Origin of the sequence: Mycobacterium sp. BK086 (assembly GCA_004362315.1) — a bacterium.
In the GTDB taxonomy this organism is placed as follows: Bacteria; Actinomycetota; Actinomycetes; order Mycobacteriales; family Mycobacteriaceae; genus Mycobacterium.
The window spans coordinates 790,343-807,131 of sequence record SNWL01000004.1; the positions used below are offsets into that span (position 1 = coordinate 790,343).

The window sequence follows — 16,789 nt, forward strand, 5'->3', positions numbered from 1 at the left end:
GGCCGAGCACGCCCATCCGAGCTAGATTGATTGCGATTTTCATCAATCCATCAATTGCTCAATCTGAGGATCGCGGTGCCCACCAACTTCCCCGGCGGCGACGATCGGCCGCTGTACGAGATCAAAGCGAACCTGTTCAAGGCCCTCGCTCACCCCGCACGAATCCGAGTCCTCGAGATCCTGTCCGCTGGCGACGAACCCACCGCGGTGAGCGAGATCTTGGCCGCCACCGATATCGAGCCGACGCTGCTGTCCCAGCACCTGTCCGTCCTCAAACGCCACAATGTCGTGACGGCGGAGCGCGTCGGCAATGCCGTCTTCTACCGACTCGCCCACCCCTCGATCCGCGAACTGCTCGTGACCGCGCGCAGCTTTCTGGCCGACACCCTCAAAGCCCGGCGCGAACAGTTGGAGGCGTTCGACGCGCTGCCGCCGGTGGGCAATCCGCGATGATCGCCTCGGCCGCCGGTCAACTGTCCCGACTGTTGCCCCGCCTCAGCGACTACAAGGACCTCCCCCGGTCGTGGCGCCGCGACGTCCTGGCCGGCGTGACGGTAGGCGTGGTGGCTCTGCCGCTGGCGCTGGCCTTCGGGATCAGCTCGGGGGTCGGCGCGGCCGCGGGATTGATCACCGCCGTTGTCGCGGGCCTGGTCGCCGCGGTGTTCGGCGGTTCGCATGTCCAGGTGTCCGGACCGACCGGCGCAATGGCGGTGGTCCTGGCACCGATCGTGGCGCAGCACGGCATCGGCAGCATCGCATTGGTCACGGTGTTGGCCGGGCTGATCGTCTTGGGTGCCGGCGTCACCGGTTTGGGCCGCGCGGTGACGTTCATTCCCTGGCCGGTGATCGAGGGCTTCACGCTCGGGATCGCGGCCATCATTTTCCTGCAGCAAGTGCCCGCCGCATTCGGTGTCGCCGCTCCCGCCGGGCAGCGCACCCTCACGGCAGCGGGTGCGGTCATCGCCCACGCCGACTGGACCACAGCCTGGCGGACGCTAGCGGTCGTCGGCTTCGTCGCACTGCTCATGGTCAGTTTGCCCCGACTGCACCGCGGGATTCCCGAGTCGCTGACCGCGGTCGTCGCGGCCACACTCATCGCGGTCGCGACCCACCTCCCGATAGCCACAATCGGGCAGCTGCCCTCGCACTTACCGGCACCAGTCCTACCGCACGCCGACCCCGGCGCATTGCGCACGCTCATCGGAGCCGCGCTGGCCATCGCCGCACTGGCCGCGATCGAATCCCTGCTGTCGGCGCGAGTAGCGGCCACAATGTCGCCGACGGGTCCCTACGACCCCGACCGCGAACTGGTCGGCCAAGGCCTCGCGTCCATGGCGTCCGGACTCTTCGGCGGCATGCCGGCCACCGGCGCGATCGCCCGCACTGCGGTCAACGTCCGGTCGGGAGCGCGCACCCGGATATCGGCCATCGTCCACTCGCTGCTGCTGCTCGCCGTCGTGTACCTGGCTTCCGGCCCGGTCGCGACAATTCCGTTGTCCGCGTTGGCCGGAGTGCTGATGGTGACATCGTTTCGCATGATCGCACCCGCCACGGTCCGCAAGATCGTGCGCTCGACCCGCTCGGACGCGCTCGCCTTCGTACTCACCGCAGTGGTGACCGTGTGTTTCGACCTGATCGAGGCGGTGGAGATCGGGATCATCGTCGCGGCGTTCTTCGCGCTGCGCTCCGTGGCACGGCGCAGCAGCGTCGTCCGTGAGCCCTTACCCGGACCGCACCAGCCTGGTGACGAGCGAATCGCGCTACTGCGACTGGACGGGGCCATGTTCTTCGGAGCGGCCGAGCGGCTCTCCAACGCAATCACCACACACCCCGACGTATCAGTCGTCATCATTCGCATGTCGCAGCTCGGCATGCTCGACGCGACGGGTGCGCACACGCTCGTCCAGATCGCCGAAGATCTGGAATCCCAGGGCGTCACCGTCATCATCAAGGGCGTCCAGCCCGAACACATGACCCTGCTCGCCAATATCGGCATCGTCGATGCGTTGCGCCATGAAAACCACCTGCTCGATTCGCTCGAGGAAGCGGTCGCGCACGCGCGCTCACACGTGTCCCGTCCTGTTTATCCCTAGCCGGGGTCGGGTATCAGAGATCCCATGTCGTCTTTCCAGTGGGTGATCATGTACCTCTGCATCGCGGCGCTGGTTGCCGGTGCGGCCGTGGCATTCGCCGCCTGGTCACGCGACACCGAGCGGTCGACGCCGCACATCACCGTCGGCCCCGCCTTGCTGGCAGGCGCGGTATGGCCCCTCCTCGTTCTCGGGCTGATCCAGTGGCTGATCGTGCACGCTGTGGCCACTACATTGCGCAAGCAACCCGACCGCACCAGCGAGGTCATCTACTACGGGCCGCCGAAGGTCAACGCAGGCTAGAGGAAGCTCACAGCGGACCGGACTACGCTCGGTCCAGTGCAATTCGCCTTCAAAACCTCACCGCAAAACACCACCTGGGCTGACATGCTCGCGGTCTGGCAGGCCGCCGACGAGATCGACGTCTTCCACTCCGGCTGGACGTTCGACCACTTCTATCCGATCTTCTCCGACTCGACAGGGCCGTGTCTGGAGGGTTGGACCACGCTGACCGCGCTGGCCCAGGCAACCACCCGGCTGCGGCTGGGCAACCTGGTCACCGGGATCCATTACCGGCATCCCGCGGTGCTGGCCAATATGGCGGCAGCGGTCGACATCATCTCCGGCGGCCGACTGGAACTGGGGATCGGCGCGGGCTGGAACGAAGAAGAGTCCGGCGCGTACGGCATCGAACTGGGCAGCATCAAGGAGCGCCTCGACCGCTTCGAAGAGGGCACCCAGGTCCTCATCAGCCTGCTCAGCCAGGAGACGACGAACTTCGACGGCACGTTCTACCAGCTGAAAGATGCCCGCAACGAGCCCAAGGGTCCGCAGCGCCCGCACCCGCCGATCTGCATCGGCGGCAGCGGGGAGAAGCGCACGCTGCGCATCGTCGCCAAGTACGCCCAGCACTGGAACTTCGCCGGCGGTACGCCCCAGGAGTTCGCCCACAAGCGCGACGTCCTGGCCTCCCATTGCGCCGACATCGGGCGCGACCCGGCCGAGATCATGCTGTCGGCCCACGTCCGGCTCAGCGAGGACCACGACTACGCGAAGGCGATTGACGAAGCCGCGGCGCTGGCGGCCGAAGGACTGGATCTGGCGATCGTTTACCTGCCGCCGCCGCACACTCCGGCGGTGCTGGAACCGCTCGCGGAAGCCATTCGCGATTCGGGGCTGTAGATAACAGCTTGGTAACGACGGGCAAAGGTGAACCGGCGCCGTGGGCGCCGGGAATCGGTTGCTAGAACCCGTACTGCAGGAGTTCGGCGGAGGTGACCAGGCGTTCGTGCTTGGCCGGAAACTCGCGGCTCTTCACAGGGTGGCGGAAGAAAGACCAGGCTATACGCCCGACCCGCGAGCGAGATATCGGGTTGAGGTACACAAGGATCACTCCTGTGGTCGAATCTCGGTCTTAACGGGTCGCTACTTTACCGCAGTACCCGCTCCAGCAATTAGACACAGATCACACCGCAAACTGCAATAGGCGCGCCGGTAAATAATCGGATGATTCGGGTGATGCAGTAGTGACTAGTGGGGTTGGACCTGCTAGCGCTGGGGAGCGGCCGTCGGTTTGATCGGCGCCGGCAGCGCGGAGTGGCCCATCAGGTAGCGGTCGACGCCTGCGGCCGCGGCACGGCCTTCGGCGATCGCCCACACGATCAGCGACTGACCGCGGCCCATGTCGCCGGCGACGAAGACGCCCTTCACCGACGTGGCGAAGTCCTTGTCACGGGCGACGTTGCCGCGCTCGTTGAGCTCCACACCCAGGTCGGTGAGCAGCCCTGGCCGTTCCGGTCCGACGAAGCCCATCGCCAGCAGCACCAGGTCAGCCTCGAGCTCGAAGTCGGTGCCTTCCACCTTCTCGAACTTGCCGCCCTTCATCACCACTTCGTGGGCCCGCAGCCCGGTGACCTTGCCCTCGTGGCCGACGAACTTCTCGGTGTTGACCGCGAACAGGCGCTCGCCGCCCTCCTCGTGGGCCGAGGCCACCCGGAACATCAGCGGGTAGGTCGGCCACGGGGTGGAGTCCGCACGAGTCTCCGGCGGGCGCGGCATGATCTCGAACTGGTGGACGCTGGCCGCACCCTGCCGGTGCGCGGTGCCCAGGCAGTCGGCGCCGGTGTCACCGCCGCCGATGATGACGACCTTCTTGCCCTTGGCCGTGATCGGCGGCTGACCGTCGTCGTCCAGCACCGGGTCACCCTGTTGAACCTTGTTGGCCCAGGGCAGGTACTCCATGGCCTGGTGGATGCCGTCGAGCTCGCGACCCGGGACCGGCAGGTCGCGCCAGTCGGTCGCGCCACCGCTGAGCACCACGGCGTCGTAGTTCAGCCGCAGCTGCGCGACGGTGAGGTCGACGCCGACGTTCACCCCGGTGCGGAATTGCGTGCCCTCAGCCGCCATCTGCTCGAGGCGCCGGTCGATGTGGCGCTTCTCCATCTTGAACTCGGGGATGCCGTAACGCAGGAGGCCGCCGATGCGGTCGGCGCGCTCGAACACCGTCACCTGGTGCCCGGCCCTGGTGAGCTGCTGCGCGGCGGCCAGGCCCGCGGGGCCCGACCCGACGACCGCGACCTTCTTGCCGGTCAGCTTGTCCGGCATCATCGGCACGACCCAGCCCTCGTCGAAGGCGTTGTCGATGATCTCGACCTCGACCTGCTTGATGGTCACCGGATCCTGGTTGATGCCCAGCACGCAGGACGCCTCACACGGCGCCGGGCAGAGCCGGCCGGTGAACTCCGGGAAGTTGTTGGTGGCGTGCAGTCGCTCGATCGCGTCGCGCCAGCGGTCCCGGTAGACCAGGTCGTTCCACTCGGGAATCAGATTCCCCAGCGGGCAACCGTTGTGGCAGAACGGGATACCGCAGTCCATGCATCGCGACGCCTGCGCCTCGAGGGTCTTGTGGGAGAAGTCTTCTTCGTAGACTTCCTTCCAGTCCTTCAGCCGCAGATCGACCGGCCGGCGTACCGGCGTCTCACGCTTGGTGTAGTTCAGAAAACCGCGCGGATCAGCCATTGGCCGCCGCCATGATCGCGGCATCGACGTCCTCGCCGTTGCGCTCGGCCTCGGCGATAGCGGTCAGGACCGCCCGGTAGTCGCGCGGCATCACCTTCACGAAGTGCTTCAGTTGAGACTCCCAGTCCGACAAAATACGTTGTCCCACAGCCGAATCAGTGGCGTCGACGTGGGCGACGAGCATGCCCTGCAGCCACTCGATATCGTCGGCGTCCAGTCGCTCGAGTTCCACCATCTCGGCGTTGAGATTGTCGCCGAGATGGCCGTGCTGGTCGTAGACGTAGGCGATGCCACCGGACATGCCTGCGGCGAAGTTGCGGCCGGTGGGTCCGAGGATCGCCACCTTGCCTCCGGTCATGTACTCGCAACCGTGGTCGCCAACGCCCTCGACCACTGCGTGGGCGCCCGAGTTGCGGACCGCGAACCGCTCGCCGACCTGACCGCGCAGGAACGCCTGCCCGCTGGTCGCGCCGAACAGGATCACGTTGCCCGCGATGATGTTGTCCTCGGCGACGAAGTCGCTCGGGGCGGTCTCGGACGGCCGCACCACGATGCGCCCGCCGGACAGGCCCTTGCCGACGTAGTCGTTGGCATCTCCGTACACCCGCAGCGTGATGCCCTTGGGGACGAACGCACCGAAGCTGTTACCCGCCGACCCGTCGAACGTGATGTCGATGGTGCCGTCCGGAAGCCCTTGGCCCCCATGCGCCTTGGTCAGCTCGTGGCCGAGCATGGTGCCGACGGTGCGGTTGACGTTGGCGATTGCGGTCGAAAAACGAACAGGTGAACCGCTCTCCAGCGCCTCGCGGCTCTGCGCGATCAGCTGCTGGTCGAGTGCCTTGTCCAGACCGTGGTCCTGACGCGAGCTGCAGTACAGGTCCTGGTTCATGAAGGCCGATTCGGGCTCGTGCAGCACCGGGGACAGGTCCAGCTTGTGAGCCTTCCAGTGCTCTGCTGCCTGCGCGGTATCGAGCGCCCCGACCTGACCGACCATCTCGTTGACCGTGCGGAAGCCCAACTTCGCCATGAGCTCACGCACCTCTTCGGCGATGAACAGGAAGAAGTTCTCGACGAATTCGGGCTTGCCGGTGAATCGCTCGCGCAACAGCGGATTCTGGGTGGCGACGCCGACGGGGCAGGTGTCCAGGTGGCACACGCGCATCATGATGCAGCCGGCCACCACCAGCGGTGCCGTGGCGAAACCGAACTCCTCACCACCGAGCAGCGCGGCGATGACGACGTCGCGGCCCGTCTTGAGCTGGCCGTCGACCTGCACGACGATCCGGTCACGAAGTCCGTTGAGCAGCAACGTCTGTTGGGTCTCGGCCAGGCCGAGCTCCCACGGCGCGCCCGCGTGCTTCTGCGAGGTGAGCGGGGTGGCTCCGGTGCCGCCGTCATGACCGGAGATCAGCACCACGTCCGCGTGCGCCTTCGACACACCGGCCGCGACCGTCCCGACGCCGTTCTCACTCACCAGCTTCACGTGAACCCGCGCATTGGGGTTGGCGTTCTTCAGGTCGTGGATCAGCTGAGCCAGATCCTCGATCGAGTAGATGTCGTGGTGCGGCGGCGGCGAGATCAGGCCGACGCCAGGCGTGGAGTGCCGCACCTCGGCCACCCACGGGTACACCTTCTTACCCGGAAGCTGGCCGCCCTCACCGGGTTTCGCACCTTGGGCCATCTTGATCTGGATGTCGGTGCAGTTGGTCAGGTAATGACTGGTGACACCGAAACGACCCGACGCCACCTGCTTGATGGCGCTGCGGCGCCAGTCGCCGTTGGCGTCATGCTCGAAGCGCTCGACGGACTCGCCGCCCTCGCCCGAGTTGGACCGGCCGCCGAGGCGGTTCATCGCGATGGCCAGCGTCTCGTGAGCTTCAGCGGAGATCGAGCCGTAACTCATTGCGCCCGTGGAGAATCGCTTCACGATCTCGGTGGCGGGCTCGACCTCGTCCAAGGGAACAGGTGGCCGGAAGTCGTCCCGGAACTTCAGCAGACCGCGCAGTGAGGCCAACCGCTCGCTCTGGTCGTCGACCAGCTGCGTGTACTCCTTGAAGATCGAGTACTGCCCGGTGCGGGTGGAGTGCTGCAGCTTGAAGACGGTGTCGGGATTGAAGAGGTGGTATTCGCCTTCCCGGCGCCACTGGTACTCGCCACCGACCTCGAGCTCGCGGTGCGCGCGCTCGTCGGGGCGATCCAGGTAGGCCAGCGCGTGACGGGCGGCGACGTCGGCGGCGATGTCATCGAGGTCGATGCCGCCCACCGGACAGGACAGCCCGGTGAAGTAGTCGTCGAGGACCTGCTGGCTGACGCCGATCGCCTGGAACAACTGGGCGCCGGTGTAGGACGCCAGCGTCGAGATGCCCATCTTGGACATGACTTTCAGCACGCCCTTGCCCGCGGCCTTGACGTAGTTGGCCTTGGCCTTGTCGCTGCTGATGTCGGCGATCACGCCGCGGTCGCACATGTCCTCGATGGACTCGAACGCCATGTACGGGTTGATCGCGGCGGCACCGAAACCGACCAGCGCGGCCATGTGGTGCACCTCGCGGGCATCGCCCGCCTCGACGACGAGGCCGACCTGAGTCCGGGTGCGGTCACGCACCAGGTGGTGGTGCACCGCAGACACGCTGAGCAGCGATGGGATCGGCGCCAGCGACTCGTTGGACTCCCGGTCGGACAGCACGATGATGCGCGCGCCGTTGCGGATGGCCTGCGAGACCTTGGCGCGGACGTCGTCGAGCGCTTCCTTGAGCCCCTGGCCGCCGCGGGCGACCGGGTAGAGGCAGCGGATGACGGCGGCGCGCAGGCCGTGCTTGTGGCCGCGGATCTCGTGGTCGGGGTCGACACACATCAGCTTCGACAGGTCGGCATTGCGCAGGATCGGGTTAGGCAGAATGATCTGCCGGCACGAGTCGGCGGTCGGGTTGAGCAGGTCGCTCTCCGGGCCGACGGTCCCCTGCAGGCTGGTGACGACCTCCTCGCGGATGGCGTCCAGCGGCGGGTTGGTCACCTGGGCGAACAACTGCTGGAAGTAGTCGAAGAGCATCCGCGGACGCGCCGACAGCACGGCGACCGGGGTGTCGGTGCCCATCGAGCCGAGTGCTTCGGCTCCGGTGCGCGCCATCGGCGCGACCAGCATGTTGAGTTCCTCGTAGGTGAAGCCGAAAGCCTGCTGGCGCAGCACCACGCGGTGGTGCGGCATGCGGACGTAGTCACCGGGCGGCAGGTCGTCGAGGTGGAACTGCCCCGCGTCGAGCCACTCCTGATATGGCTCGGCGGCGGCGAGCTCGGCCTTGATCTCCTCGTCGGACACGATGCGGCCCTGCGCGGTGTCCACGAGGAACATGCGGCCGGGCTGCAGGCGCATCTTGCGCACCACGGTCGACGGATCGAGGTTCAGCACGCCTGCCTCGGACGCGAGGACGACGAGGCCGTCTTCGGTGACCCAGACCCGGGACGGGCGCAGGCCGTTGCGGTCGAGGACGGCGCCGATCACGGTGCCGTCGGTGAAGCACACCGAGGCGGGGCCGTCCCACGGCTCCATGAGCGACGAGTGGTAGGCGTAGAAGGCGCGGCGCGCCGGATCCATCGACTCGTGACGCTCCCAGGCCTCGGGGATCATCATCAGCATCGAGTGGGCCAGGCTGCGGCCGCCGAGGTGGAGCAGCTCCAGAACCTCGTCGAAACGCGCGGTGTCCGAGGCGCCCGGCGTACAGATCGGGAAGATCTTGTCGAGGTCCTGGGTCGAACCGAACACGTCGCTATTGATGAGCGCCTCGCGGGCCCGCATCCAGTTCTCGTTGCCGGTGACGGTGTTGATCTCGCCGTTGTGGGCGACGCGGCGGAACGGGTGCGCCAGCGGCCACGACGGGAACGTGTTGGTCGAGAAGCGCGAGTGCACGATGCCCAGCGCGCTGGTGAGCCGCTCATCCTGCAGATCGAGGTAGAACGCCTTGAGCTGCGGGGTGGTCAGCATGCCCTTGTAGCAGAACGTCTGACCGGAAAGGCTTGGGAAATAAACGGTTTCGCGTCCCGGACCGTCCTGGCCCGGGCCCTTGGTGCCCAGCTCGTGCTCGGCGCGCTTGCGCACCACGTAGGCACGGCGCTCCAGGTCCATGCCGGACGCGCCGCCGATGAACACCTGACGGAACGTCGGCATCGCATCGCGGGCCAGCGCACCGAGGGACGAATCGTCGGTGGGCACGTCGCGCCAGCCGAGCAGCGTCAGGCCCTCGGCCTCGACAATCTTGGCGACCGACTCGCACGCCGTCGCGGCGTCGCGGGACGACTGCGGCAGGAAGGCGATACCGGTGGCGTAGCTGCCCTCCTCGGGCAATTCGAAGTCGACGACGGCGCGCAGGAAGGCGTCGGGAACCTGCAGCAGGATGCCCGCGCCGTCGCCGGTGTTCGGCTCGGCGCCCTGAGCACCGCGGTGCTCCATGTTCAGCAGTGCCGTGATGGCCTTGTCGACGATGTCGCGGCTGCGACGGCCGTACATGTCTGCGACCATGGCGACACCACACGCATCGTGCTCAAATGCGGGGTTGTACAGCCCGACACTCCTGGGCATTCGCACCTGACCCTTCACAAGCTTTTGTGCGCGGTGGTTCATCGACGTCACCGCGCCCCGCCAGGGATTCCTCCGTGCGTCACTGAACGGGGCTCCACTGTGGTGTCAACAAGTCGTAAAACGATATGTCAAACCCCCGCTGACATGCCAACTTAGTCTAGGCTAAGTCGGTTGCCCTGCCGCCTTACGCGGAGGTGCAGCCACCAAAGGGTCTTAGCTGCGGAATCCGTTGTCAGCGCCCCTTTTTGGTGGCGCGTTCGCCCGCTTCGGCGGCCCTGCGCCGACGGGGTGCTCCGCCGGGGCTGTTTTGGGCTGTTTGCTGAGGGCGTACGGCACCGGTGTCTTGGGTGCGGGATACCTCACATCAGCACGTGTCAGCGCCCCTGCGACCTGGGCCGGAGGCCGGTCCGGGACTTTGCGCAAACTCTGGTCGGATTCTTAGCTTTCCCGCTGCCGACCGGCCTGCGACCAGGGAATTCGCGCAAGCAGCGATACTGGTCACGATGACCGACCGTGACCACTATCAGCGCGACCGCGACCGGCGGCCGCCGCCGGACTATTCGGCCGGTCCGCCCACGGAGCGGATCCCCCGTATCGAGCTGCCGATACCGCCGCAGCCCGCGCCGGTCCAGCCGCCCTATCCCCCCTTGCCGACCGCCGTGTCCGCACCGCCGCGCCCGCCGAAGCCAAAGCCGGCCCGCGGGTGGCGCCGCGGTCTTCATACCGCGACGTTCGGCCTGGTGAATCTGGGTCCCTCGCGCCAGGAGCAGCGCCAGACGGCGATGGAAGCCATGGTGGCCGCCCCGCTGCGCGGCCACTACAAGATCGGGGTGCTGGGCAAGGGCGGGGTCGGTAAGACGACCGTCGCCGCCAGCGTCGGATGCGTGCTGGCCGAGCTGCGGCGCGGCGACCGGGTGGTGGCGGTCGACGCCGACACCGCGTTCGGCCGGCTGGGCAGCCGCATCGACCCGCGGGCCGGCGGTTCCTACTGGGAGCTGGCCAAGAACAAGAATCTGCGGTCGTTCGCCGAGGTCTTGACCCGGATGGGCAGCAACTCATCGGGGTTGTTCGTGCTGGCCGGGGACAACGGCAGCCGGCGGGGCCTTCTGGACGCGGCGATCTACCGCGAGGCCACCATGCGCCTCGACCGGCACTTCACAATTTCGATCGTCGACTGCGGATCCACGATGGACGCCCCGGTCACCCAGGAGGCGATGCGCGATATGGACGCGCTGATCGTGGTGTCCTCACCGTGGCCGGATGGCGCCTCGGCGGCCGCACAGACGATGGAATGGCTTGCCGCCCATGGCAAGACCGGGCTGATGCAGCGAACGGTGATCGTGCTCAACGACTCCGACGGGCACTCCGACAAGAAGACCCGCGGCGTGCTCGCCGACCAGTTCCGCTCCCGTCGTCAGGCGGTGGTGGAGGTGCCGTTCGATCCGGGCCTTCGTCCCGGCGGCGTCATCAACAACACCGGCGAGATGTCGGGGCCGACCCGGCGCGCCTTTGTCGAAGTGGCAGCCGTCATTTCGCAGTTCTTCGCGACGATCCCGCCCCGTGGACCTCGCTAGTATCGGCGGATATTCGATCCAATCGGTGCTCGGCACCGGCGGGACGGGCACGGTCTATCTGGCCCATGGCGCTGCGGGGCCGGTGGCGCTCAAGGTGGTGACGGACGAATGTCCCCCACTGCTGGTTCATCCCCATATCGTCCCGGTGTACGAGCGCGGAACACATTGGCTGGCAATGCAATATGTTCCCGGTGGCGACGCGGACAGTGCACTGCGGGCCGGGCAGATGTCGCCGGCGCGCGCGGTGCACATCATCGCCGGCATTGCCGAAGCCTTGGACTTCGCCCACGCTCAGGGCGTGGTGCACGGCGACGTCAAGCCGTCCAATTTCCTTCTGGGCGAGGGGGATCACGCGTTACTGACCGATTTCGGCGCTCCGCCGTTCGCGCGGAACGGAGAGGTGTTGGTATCGGCGGCCTATGCATCACCGGAGATGCTGCAGGGCAAGGACATCGACGGACTGGCCGATGTGTATTCGTTGGGCTGCTCGCTGTTTCGGCTGTTGACGGGCAAGCCGCCGTTCTTCGACGCCGGATCCCAGGCCGAGGTGGTTCAGGCGCAGCTACACCGAGAACCGCCTCCGGTCTCCCGGTTCGCGCCGTGGCTGCCTGCCGCGATCGACGACGTCATCGCCACGGCCATGGCGAAGGACCCGAGCCAGCGCTATCCGAGTGCGCGGGCGTTCGCCGACGCGGCCGCGTCAGCACTGGGTTAGGAGCTCAAAGCTCCAGCGGCACATGCTTTTCTGCGCATGCGACCGACACCGCGCCGAGAAGGTCCTGGGTGCGCAGCGTCTCGAGGTCCTCGACCGTCACCGACCCGCGGTCGGTGCGGTTCTGGGCGGCCACCCGGGAGTCCCGCAGCCGCTCGGCGCGCTCGACGACATTGCGGGCGAACCGGCCGTTCTGCATCACGTCTATGCCGTGGCTGCCGTCCGGTGCCAGGTAGGCCCGCAGCTTGCGGCACGCAGCATTCAAGGCTTCCTGCGCGGCCGGATCGATGACGGTGGCGCGCGGCCCGCCGTAGCGGATCGCGATCTCGACCAGCTCGTCGGGGCTGTACGACTCGAACCGGAGCTTCCGGTTGAATCGGCCCGCCAAACCCGGGTTCACCGTGAGGAATTCGTCGACTTCCTTCTCGTACCCCGCCCCGATGAAACAGAAGTCGAACCGGTGCACTTCCAGCGCCACCAGCAGCTGGTTGACGGCTTCCATGCCGATCATGTCCGGGCGCCCGTCGTGATGACGCTCGACCAGAGAATAGAACTCGTCCATGAAAAGAATGCGACCGAGCGAACGACTGATCAGCTCATTGGTTTTCGGGCCTGACGACCCGATGTGCTCACCGCAGAAGTCAGCGCGTTTGACCTCGATGATCTCCGGATGCCGCACGATCCCCAACCCGGCATAGATCTTGCCGAGCGCCTCCGCCGTGGTCGTCTTACCGGTACCAGGCGGGCCGACCAGCAGCATCCATCTCGGCGTCGATCACGTGCACGCGCTGGGCGTGATCCTCGGGGAAGTCCTCGATCCCGACAGGAAAGACCAGCCCGGGGTTCTGGCCGTAATCCACCCACCACGGCTTGCCCCGCCAGCGTTGCACCAGGGCATCGGCGGTCTCGCCGACTTCCAGTGGTGGCAGCCAGATCTGGTGCGGTGCCCGGGCCGGATGTGAGACCAGCGATTCCCGGATGACGTCGAGCAGCTTCTTCTTCTTGAAACCGTCTGCGTGATAGAGGAATTCGTCGGGCTCGTCGGGTGCGTCAGCCGCAGCCAGCGCCGCGTTGTCCTCGACGGACAGCGGTTGGTACTCCCAGGTCAGCGGGCGCGGCTGTGTGAAGCTGACGTCCACCGTGGTGTCGGTGTTCACCACACGCTTGGGCACGACGAACGGCGCCGAGACGTAGAAGCAGCGGAACTGTTCGAGCTCGCGGGGGCCGACCTTGAGTAGGCCGTAACCGGCTTCTTTGGAGGGCAGGTGCAGCGCGGCGTCGCTGCCGATGACATCGCGGGAGTCCTCGGCGGTCTCCGCACGCAGCGCGACCCGGAAGGCGATGTTGCTCTTGGCCTTGCTCAGCGACGACAGGTCCAGCCGCTGGCCGCCGAGGGTGAAGAAGACGTTACAGCCACGGCCTTCCTGCCCGATGTGAATGACCAGGTCGATCCACTCCGGGTGGTTGTGGAACAGCTCGAGGTACTCGTCGATGATGACCAGCAGGATCGGAACCGGCTCGAGATCACGCCCGGCCAGCCGCATCTCTTCGTACTCGTTCGCGTCACGAGCACCCGCGTCCTTGAAAAGCCGGTAACGCCTGGCGATCTCGCCATCGATGGCCTTGCGCATCCGCTCGGCGAGGTGCCTGTCGTCCTTGCCGAGGTTCGACAGCGAGCCCGCCACATGGGGCAACCCCTCGAGATCCTGGGCGGCGGACTCGAACTTCATGTCGACGAAGATCACGTTGAACGTTTCCGGGGAATGGGTCAGCGCGATCCCGTTGCACAGCGAAAGGAAGTACTCCGACTTGCCCGAACCCGAGGTCCCGATCACCACCGAGTGGAAACCGAAGCCACCGAAGTCCTTGGCGCGCAACACGATGTACTGAAGCTCTCCGCCGGGCTTGATGCCGACCGGTACCACGGCCCACTTCGGGTCGCCCCGGCCTCGGCTCTCCGCCCACAACCGGTCGACGTCAAGCTGGCGCGGATCGTTGATTCCCAACGCCCGCAGCAGCTCTCCGCCCTGGCTGTCGGTCTCGGACAATTCGCCCGCGGTCATCGGCGACCACCGGGCCAGTGCCCGGGCATAGCGGTCGGCGGTGCTCTCGGCGAGCATGTCGGCAACAGCGTAGAAGGCCCCGCGGTGCCTGAGCCTGCCCTCCTGCAGCGTGAAACGCTCGTCCTCGTCGGAGAAACCGACCCCCACACCGGGGCGGGACGCCAAGCGCAGCACAGTGATTCCGGCCATCCCTTTCTGACCGGTGATGCCTTCCCACTGTTCGGGGGTGCCGACGTTGTCGTCGACGATCACCCAGTGCGGGCCCAGCGCGCTACCGGACGCCGCCTCCATGGGAGAGAGCATGGTGGTGGGGCTGGATCCGCTCGGCGGGGTCCACGGACCGCGCCCCTTGCGGTGGAGCTCCGAATCCAGCGCGTCCTCGAGTTCGGTCGGCGAGGTGAACACCAGACGCCGAAGCCCGCAGGCATCGAACATCTCGTCGTGCTGGTTGTGCGGCAACCACACCAGCCACGACCACAATTCGGGGTGCCGGGTGACCACCATGAGCTTCATGTCGTTAGGGCTGTGATAGACGGCCAGCGAGGACAGCACCGCTCGCATGAACGAGTGCAGCTCGTCGGCATCGTCCCCGACGAAGCTGAATCCCGGCCGCGAACGCAGGCTCAGCACCTTGCCGATCCCGCGAATCTTGCTCTGCTCCAAGATGAAATCCCGCAGCGCCCGTCCGGTCACCGGTTCCAGCTCTTCACCGACGGGCACTTCCGGCCACTGCAAGGACACCGCGGAGTCGGCGGCCGACTGCACACCGATGCCCAGGCGCACATCGAGGAAGTCGGCGTCGGCGGGCCGGCGCTCCCACATCCGGGGGCCACCGATCACCGTGTCGAGCTCTTGCGGGTCGCCGTGCACGAACAGCTGGCTGTGACGCTGGTCCTGGGCGGCGCGCTGGACCTCGTCGCGGTCGTCGTCAAGCTGGCGCAAGTAGATTCGGCGTTGCTTCTCCTGCTCACCCCAGCTGATGCGACGACCGCGACCCATGCGCCCGCTGAACATCAGTGCCGCGAAACCGACCAGGCCGATCATCGGGAAGAACCCGGACTGCAATGACCGGACGCCGGAGGTGTACATCACCACGAGCGTGCCGATGATCCCCACCAGCAGCGCAGGCAGCGCGATCATCAGCAGGATGTTGCGCGGCTCCCGTTCAGGCAGTGCCAGCGGCGGTGCGACCGCCACCCGCGCCGGCGGCACGCTCGGCGCAGGCTTGCGTCCGCCACGAACGAATCCCCTTTTCGACACCGCTACCCTCCCGCATTCTGTTGGCCGGGGGCGGCCACCTGGGCCACCGCCCCGCCGGGATCGATGGTGTCGCGCGCCAACAGCGCGGTGGCCCGGTTGATCGCGGGGCCCGCGGCGAAGGTCCGCAAGATGGGCCACGGCGCCTGCACGGCCCGGCGCGGGTCGACACCCAATGCCTGCAAGGTGCTCTGGTCCCATTCGACGCCGTACCGAACCCCTTGGGGCGACACCCAGTACAGCGATTCGCGGGTGTCCGAGCTGATCGCCCCGCTGGTGGATGCGACGAAGTTCGCGGCACCCGGCAACATCAGGGTCTGGTTGGCCTCGACGGAGTCGGGGTCGCGGCTATCGCGGACCAGCTTCACGATGTGTGAGTCCATGCTCTCCGGTGTCGGCAGTCCGCGACCGGTGAAGAACGTCACCGCGGCCTGGCGGTCGGTGGTCTGCTTCTGCCAGCCCACGCATGTCACCGGATTGGCATCGGTATCAACGAAATCCAGCTTGCCGGTGGGATAGAAGTCGACATTGAGCACCGACACCTCGGGAATGTCGACGAGCTTGTCCGGTGAGACCAGCTGCGGGGTCGTCGAACCTTGGCTGTTCGCAGTGCGCAGCAGGTCGGCGACGAAGCCGGTGATCTTCTGCACGCCGTTGGGCAGCAACGCGTAGAAGCCGCTGACCACGCCGTTGGAGTCCTTGGTCTCCAGCACGGTGCCGACCACCGAGCCTGCCAGCAGGCGCGACGGAGTGCCCGCTTCCGGAATGACCGGTACCACAAGGGGTTCCGTGGCGGGCATGGCGTCGAACAGAGCGTTCGAGACGTCGATGGGCCGGGTCGCGCCCGGGTCGAGGCCGAGGTTGAAGGTGACCGAACGATCGGCCGGGTCGATCTGGGTCCGCTGACCGTTCCAGATCAGGTAGGTGCCGGTGCCGTGGGTGGCCAGGACCGCCTGGGTCGGGCGCAACGGCTGTGCGCGACCGCCGGCGGAAAGCTGGCCGGCGATCGCCGTCACCAACGGCAGCTGTCCGCCGCCCCGGGTCGGGGCGGTGTCGCAGACCGACCACGCCGAAACGGGATTGGCCGAGACGGTCAGGTCGTCGGGTACGCCGGGGATCCCGATCATCGGCCCGGTCGGGTACTTCGCGATCTCACCGGCATTGACCCAGGTGGGCGTCGACGCGCTGCCCGTCGCCAGACGCGCCGACGTCAGGTTGAGGGCCGGGTACAGCCGGCCATCGATCTTCGCGTAGAGCGCACCGGTGTCGCGGTTGCCGATGATGTTCGACTGGCCCACCAGACCGGCGGGCTTCATGAAATGCAGGAGGGCCATCCACCCGCAGCCGATCAGGACGAACACGATCGACAACGCGACGGCGGCCTGCTGCTTGCGATCGTCGTGCTTCATCCGCACGGAGAAGCGGGTGATCGCTGCCCGAAGGCGCCGGTTGTAGAAGAGGTGGCCGGAGTTCTGGTCCCGGTTGGACAGATTCAGCGGCAC

The 16,789-nt window shown here is 66.9% G+C and carries 9 protein-coding genes and 1 pseudogene; 6 read left to right on the forward strand and 4 right to left on the reverse strand.

Features of this window, described 5'->3' with window-relative positions; all coding sequences use genetic code 11:
- Window positions 1–75 precede the first annotated feature (75 nt).
- From EV580_RS14555 to EV580_RS14570, 4 genes are read left to right on the forward strand one after another with little or no spacing between them, the layout of a single operon-like run.
- Window positions 76–453 carry an ArsR/SmtB family transcription factor gene (locus EV580_RS14555; RefSeq protein WP_133691867.1) on the forward strand — a complete coding sequence of 126 codons (378 nt, stop codon included), beginning with the start codon at window positions 76–78 and terminating at the stop codon, window positions 451–453.
- A complete protein-coding gene (locus EV580_RS14560) occupies window positions 450–2,093 on the forward strand; it encodes a SulP family inorganic anion transporter (RefSeq protein WP_133691868.1) in 1,644 nt (547 codons plus the stop codon). Before EV580_RS14555 ends, EV580_RS14560 begins: the two co-directional genes overlap by 4 nt.
- Before the next feature lie 24 nt (window positions 2,094–2,117).
- Window positions 2,118–2,393, forward strand: coding sequence for a hypothetical protein (locus EV580_RS14565; RefSeq protein ID WP_133691869.1), 276 nt, complete (start codon window positions 2,118–2,120; stop codon window positions 2,391–2,393).
- A gap of 36 nt (window positions 2,394–2,429) precedes the next feature.
- Window positions 2,430–3,272 carry an LLM class F420-dependent oxidoreductase gene (locus EV580_RS14570; RefSeq protein WP_133691870.1) on the forward strand — a complete coding sequence of 281 codons (843 nt, stop codon included), beginning with the start codon at window positions 2,430–2,432 and terminating at the stop codon, window positions 3,270–3,272.
- 366 nt (window positions 3,273–3,638) lie between these two features.
- Here EV580_RS14570 and EV580_RS14580 read toward each other — a convergent pair whose 3' ends face one another.
- Window positions 3,639–5,108, reverse strand: coding sequence for a glutamate synthase subunit beta (locus EV580_RS14580; RefSeq protein WP_133691871.1), 1,470 nt, complete (start codon window positions 5,106–5,108; stop codon window positions 3,639–3,641).
- Complete coding sequence (gene gltB / locus EV580_RS14585) at window positions 5,101–9,681, reverse strand: glutamate synthase large subunit (protein ID WP_166654706.1); 4,581 nt, start codon at window positions 9,679–9,681, stop codon at window positions 5,101–5,103. Before gltB ends, EV580_RS14580 begins: the two co-directional genes overlap by 8 nt.
- 503 nt (window positions 9,682–10,184) lie before the next feature.
- Between gltB and EV580_RS14590 the strand changes: the two genes are divergently transcribed.
- Together EV580_RS14590 and EV580_RS14595 are read left to right on the forward strand one after the other, a co-directional pair.
- The gene (locus tag EV580_RS14590) at window positions 10,185–11,255 is read left to right on the forward strand and encodes a MinD/ParA family ATP-binding protein (RefSeq protein ID WP_133691873.1); all 1,071 of its coding nucleotides are present in this window, start codon (window positions 10,185–10,187) and stop codon (window positions 11,253–11,255) included.
- A complete protein-coding gene (locus EV580_RS14595) occupies window positions 11,242–11,970 on the forward strand; it encodes a serine/threonine-protein kinase (protein ID WP_166654707.1) in 729 nt (242 codons plus the stop codon). The genes EV580_RS14590 and EV580_RS14595 overlap by 14 nt, the downstream gene beginning before the upstream one ends.
- A 4-nt stretch (window positions 11,971–11,974) precedes the next feature.
- On the opposite strand, the pseudogene eccCa reads toward EV580_RS14595, so the two are convergent.
- Together eccCa and eccB are read right to left on the reverse strand one after the other, a co-directional pair.
- Window positions 11,975–15,290 (reverse strand): annotated as a pseudogene (eccCa, locus tag EV580_RS14600) (type VII secretion protein EccCa).
- Window positions 15,291–15,292: 2 nt separating this feature from the next.
- Window positions 15,293–16,789, reverse strand: a complete 1,497-nt coding sequence (eccB, locus tag EV580_RS14605; RefSeq protein WP_133691875.1) for a type VII secretion protein EccB — start codon at window positions 16,787–16,789, stop codon at window positions 15,293–15,295.